The organism is Corynebacterium sp. KPL2680 (assembly GCF_040225675.1).
Lineage (GTDB): Bacteria > Actinomycetota > Actinomycetes > Mycobacteriales > Mycobacteriaceae > Corynebacterium > Corynebacterium rhinophilum.
Window position 1 is genome coordinate 1 of record NZ_JBEHFM010000044.1, and the last position, 4540, is coordinate 4540.

Annotated in this window: 3 protein-coding genes and 4 pseudogenes; 5 read left to right on the forward strand and 2 right to left on the reverse strand. The window is 52.8% G+C overall.

The genetic code is table 11. From position 1 onward, the window contains the following. Positions 1 to 89: 89 nt before the first annotated feature. Positions 90 to 527 (reverse strand): annotated as a pseudogene (locus ABRP66_RS11405) (transposase); the annotation flags it as partial. A gap of 30 nt (positions 528 to 557) precedes the next feature. Here ABRP66_RS11405 and ABRP66_RS11410 point away from each other — a divergent pair. Beyond that, a pseudogene (locus tag ABRP66_RS11410) lies at positions 558 to 1076 on the forward strand (replication initiation protein); the annotation flags it as partial. Positions 1077 to 1711: 635 nt separating this feature from the next. On the opposite strand, the gene ABRP66_RS11415 reads toward ABRP66_RS11410, so the two are convergent. Further along, complete coding sequence (locus tag ABRP66_RS11415; protein WP_284785898.1) at positions 1712 to 2215, reverse strand: hypothetical protein; 504 nt, start codon at positions 2213 to 2215, stop codon at positions 1712 to 1714. A 73-nt stretch (positions 2216 to 2288) separates the two neighbouring features. On the opposite strand from ABRP66_RS11415, the gene ABRP66_RS11420 reads away from it, so the two are divergent. The 4 genes and pseudogenes from ABRP66_RS11420 to ABRP66_RS11435 all read left to right on the forward strand — a co-directional run. Then, on the forward strand, positions 2289 to 2612 hold the full coding sequence (locus tag ABRP66_RS11420) for a hypothetical protein (protein ID WP_284783297.1): 324 nt from the start codon (positions 2289 to 2291) through the stop codon (positions 2610 to 2612). Between the two features lie 142 nt (positions 2613 to 2754). After that, positions 2755 to 2931 (forward strand): hypothetical protein, encoded by a 177-nt coding sequence (locus ABRP66_RS11425; protein WP_284785896.1) that lies wholly within the window; start codon positions 2755 to 2757, stop codon positions 2929 to 2931. 57 nt (positions 2932 to 2988) lie between these two features. After that, a pseudogene (locus ABRP66_RS11430) lies at positions 2989 to 4167 on the forward strand (IS3 family transposase); the annotation flags it as partial. A 40-nt stretch (positions 4168 to 4207) separates the two neighbouring features. After that, positions 4208 to 4540 (forward strand): annotated as a pseudogene (locus ABRP66_RS11435) (transposase); the annotation flags it as partial.

Here is a 4540-nt window from a genome sequence, read left to right on the forward strand (position 1 = left end):
TTTGCATCCTGGTCAAATTTTCTTGGCATGTTCCAGATTTTCCCATCTACTCAAACGGAACAAAACCTGGGACACTTCAGTGGCTAGGTTTATAGGTATTTGTCGAAGCGGTCGGGAAAGGCCACGGCTATTTGGTTGATGGCTTGTTTCCAGCCGGACACTCGGGCTCCTTCCATGAGTCTGCCGGCTGTTCTTGAGACTCGTTTGCCTTGCTTGGCTCTCTTTGCGGCTCGTTTGTCTTCAATATTGCAGATCATCAACCACAGCGTCTTGAGGGCGGATTCATCGTTAGTGAACTGCACCCTGTTGCGAGTAGCTTTACGCAGCTGGTTGTTAAACGACTCAATGGAATTCGTCGTATAGATGACCTTCCTTGCTGCTGGCGGGAACTGCAGAAACGGTACGAAACGCGCCCACGCGTCCTGCCAGACCTTGACTGAGCGTGGATATTTTTCTCCCAATTCAGAGGCTTCAAATTCATCTAAGGCCGCCTTAGCTGTGGACTCGTCCGCGGCGGTGTAAGGGCCCGACCCCCGATGTGTCCACTTTCCGGGGGTCGGGCCCAAGCCCAACGTCTGACGGATGCAGCAATCATTGATGCCTACGAGCACGCCTACAACGTCGCACAGCGTCACGGCGGAGCAGGACGCGACAGTGAGATACCACCGATGCGCGACCGCCAGACCATGGCAAGGCGCGTGCGCGGCTACGTCACCCACTCCAAGAGTAAGGCCTACACCAGCTCTAGCGCGCCAGGAAAAGCTACCAGCAGCGAACGCAAAGCACTAGCCACCATGGGACGTAGAGGCGGTAAGAAAGCCGCAGAGCGCTGGAAAACCGACCCCGAGGGTCAATATGCACAAGAGCAACGGGAGGCCCTAGCCGCTGCAAACAAACGACGCTCTATCCAAGGGAAAAGCACTCAAGCGAGAGTCCTTAGTGCTGCTTTGGATGCGCTTTCACAGACTGGAGAAATTCCATTGGCACGTGAGATAGCGAACGAACTCGGCGTTACTAAGCGGACAGTGAATCTGCATCTAAAGACCCTGCGAGAGCTAGGAATGCTTGGGTCCTGATAGGTGGGAAATGCCGTAAGCAATATACGGTTCCCCTGCCGCTAGGCAGTTAAGTAAAACCTCTCTTAACAAGATTAGGTTGGATGAACTATGCCCCGGTGTCACTAAGAGTGCCAATAGTGTGTAGGCGCTAGCGCCAGAAGACAAGTAGATCGAGCAGCTCCGTCCAGCTGTGGATCGCGTCCATGGGGTCGGCAAATATCGCGCCGATGGCAGCGCCTAGCGCGAGCGAGGGCAGTTCAGAAAGTCGCTTAAGACTGGTGCGAGGGTGCGAGCGTTTTTGCACAGGAACCTCCTTTGCGTGACCGTATTTCGGTCGTGCGAAAAAGGAATATCCAAGCCGGTGCGTTGTCCGGCTCCAGGTGCTCGGTCTGGGCTGCCGCCCGAGCCGACCGGCTCGGTTGCCCCGGTGCAGTCCTGGCGTACTCAATCGCCTAGAAGTGTTTGGCCCTCCATATGAAAAGCTTGCCCAGGCACGCGAGTGGGTGAATGCTGGTATCCCGAAGGCTGAGGATGCGCGCAGGCTCAGCATTGGCAGGACCGCATTATATCGCTACCTCTAATAGAAAGACTCAGGGACGCCCCTCTGCTTTTGGCTTGCAGAGGGGCGTCCCTGAGTCTAAATCCTACGGTTACTAGCACTGTGTTGAGAGGAACGTGCCTGCCCCCAAATGCCCTGCGACAAGAGCAGCACGGGTTGCTGGATGAAGCTTAGCTACATTTTTCGCCACCTTCAGAGCTTTTTCCCAAGTGGCTTCATGTCCACCTACAACAGCTGCAGTCGCAGCGTTACACAGGTAGGCTTCCCAGTCGGTAACGATTCCACGTGCTCGGGTTTCCGCAACCGGCCCATGTCCACCCTGTTCCTCAAACTCGAGCACCTCATTGCGATTCAAAACAGTCACTCCATTTGGGCTATTAATGGTGATTGTGTTCGCCGCAGCATCTTCCGTCAGGGTCGTGACACCATCAGGGCCACTGATCGTTGTCACATCTCCCTCTGTAGTGATAGTGGTTTCTTCGACATTCGCACCGATTTCTTCGGTAGCTTCCATTGTCGATTCGGCAGCCCCAGCCGAATGCGCCCCTCCGAGCGCAATGCTCAGAGCGAGCACAATTCCCGTGACCTTCTTTTTCATTCGATAGACCTCACCTTTCGAGTAGAATTAACGAGACGTTTCTTATCAAACCATATTTTGGAGTGTTTTTCTGATGAGTCGTTTGATTGGCTTTGCAGGGATTGCCGTGCTTGTGGTTTCAGGAGTCTTTGCTTTATTCGGTTACACAAAAATTTCGTATTTTTTGCTAGCCGTTGCCGCCGTTGATCTCATGGTTGCCCGGATCTACCAGCCTGACGAATCCAATGACAGAAGAACGAAACAGCTAAAGGCAGTTAGCTGCTTCGCCATACTCCTCGGCACACTTTTCATCTATATAACAGGGTCTTGGATAGGAATCATCGCAATCAACTCAGGAATAATAGATCTCATGTCCGGAGAAAATTCAATACTAAAAAAGCAGCCACAGAAGCAATAGAGCTGTCGGCTCTAATGCCAAATGTCGTCGGCCATTGAATGACCTCAAACAGCTAGGCACCTTCGTTCCATTTCTGTTTTTCTAGCTTGCTCATTCAAGAATTCTTCTACCGTTCTGTGATTCTTGGATTAGGCAACGTGTCATGAAGCGGATCGACGACAGTCAGCGCAACTATGAAATGTACATCAAAAACCGCGCGCGAAAACTTCTCAACCAAGTCGATACTGGCCATTTAACTTACGGTGAGTCCCATGTTGCGGCGGTGGTTATTTCTACCCAGAACGACCACGGACCTGATCCCTGTTTGGTGGACACCTGATATCCAGCCCAGTCGAGCTGGGAAGAAAGGTAATCTACCACCATGTCCAGGTACTGAGAACAGTTCAAACGCGATGCCGTGGCCCTCTATGAGAACAATGAGGACCTCTCGCTGAACAAAGCATCAGCCAAGCTCGGTATCAATCGAGCCTCGCTGCATTCTTGGGTCAAAAAGTACGGCACCGGCAAACGTGCCCGCATAAAAGCAGTGCAGGATAAAGCCCAAGCGGCGAATGATTCCGAACGAATCCGACAGCTGGAAAAAGAAAACGCGAAGCTGCGCGAAGAACGCGATATTCTACGTAAAGCTGCTAAGTATTTTGCCGAAGAGACACGCTGGTGATCCGCTTCCAGTTTGTCGATGACCACCGAACCGAGTACTCGGTCAAGCGGATGTGCCACGTTTTAAAGCTGAATCGTTCCTCGTTTTACAAGTGGGTGAGCACCCGCAAAAAGCGCAGGTTAAAGATATATTCTGACGGTCTTATTGGTGCAAGAATCACAACCATCTTCGATGATGAGCACGGGCTTTACGGAGCTAAACGCATCGCCGCAAGCCTTAAGGAAGACCTGGCGTATACCCCGGTCAATCACAAGAAGGTTGCACGCATCATGAAATCCATGGGACTTAAAGGCTTTAGCAAACGGCGTCGATGCGTCACTACCAGGCGCAAGCCTGGTCACCGTGTCATGCCGGACTTAGTAGGCCGTAAATTCACCGCCAACGAGCCGAACCGTGTGTATGTCGGCGACATTACCTACCTGCCTTGTAAGGGAGGCAAAAACATGTATTTGGCCACAGTCATTGACACCTATTCACGGAAACTTGCAGGTTATGCACTCGCAGACCACATGCGAGGCTTACTGGTCATCGATGCTCTAGCCCACGCATACGGTGTGCGTGGCAGTCTTGATGAGGCTGTTTTCCATTCCGATCACGGCAGCGTGTACACCTCACAAGCGTTCAGAAACTACTGCTCGTCGCTGGGCGTACGCCAGTCCATGGGGACGGTAGGAACTAGTGCTGATAACGCCCTAGCAGAATCGTTTAACGCCACCTAAAAGCGGGAAGTTTTGCGTGATAGGAAAGTCTTTGAGAGATCCGATCACCTGCCGGCAGGAAGTCTTCCGGTGGTGCATGCGCTACAACACCCGCAGGCGCCACTCCTGGTGCAACCTTGTAGCGCCTGATGTCTGTGAAGCCGAGACTTCAGCTATACTGACCACAGCAGCATAGCTAGCCCCCGATGTGTCCACTTTCCGGGGGTCAGGCCCAATTCTACCCCGTGATATTCCTGGATGCGTTGCGCATTAAAGTCCGCGACGGCGGCCGGGTAGTCAACAAGAGTGCTTATATGGCCATCGGCGTGGATTTAGATGGCATCAAGCACATTTTGGGATTGTGGATTGCCAAAGAAGAAGGTGCTTCCTTTTGGGCACACGTGTGCGCCAACCTTTCCAACCGCGGGGTCAAAGACGTCTTTATCGTCTGCTGTGACGGGCTGAAAGGCCTACCAGAGGCTTCTGGAGGCAACCTGGCCGAATTCCATGGTACAAACCTGCATCGTGCACCTGATTCGCGCCGCGAACCGGCAGGTCACCTACGGGGA

Excerpts from the sequence above, each read along its gene's own strand:
- ABRP66_RS11415 (WP_284785898.1), bottom strand. The coding sequence starts at position 2,215 with ATGAAAAAGAAGGTCACGGGAATTGTGCTCGCTCTGAGCATTGCGCTC.
- ABRP66_RS11420 (WP_284783297.1), top strand. The coding sequence starts at position 2,289 with ATGAGTCGTTTGATTGGCTTTGCAGGGATTGCCGTGCTTGTGGTTTCA.
- ABRP66_RS11425 (WP_284785896.1), top strand. The coding sequence starts at position 2,755 with ATGAAGCGGATCGACGACAGTCAGCGCAACTATGAAATGTACATCAAA.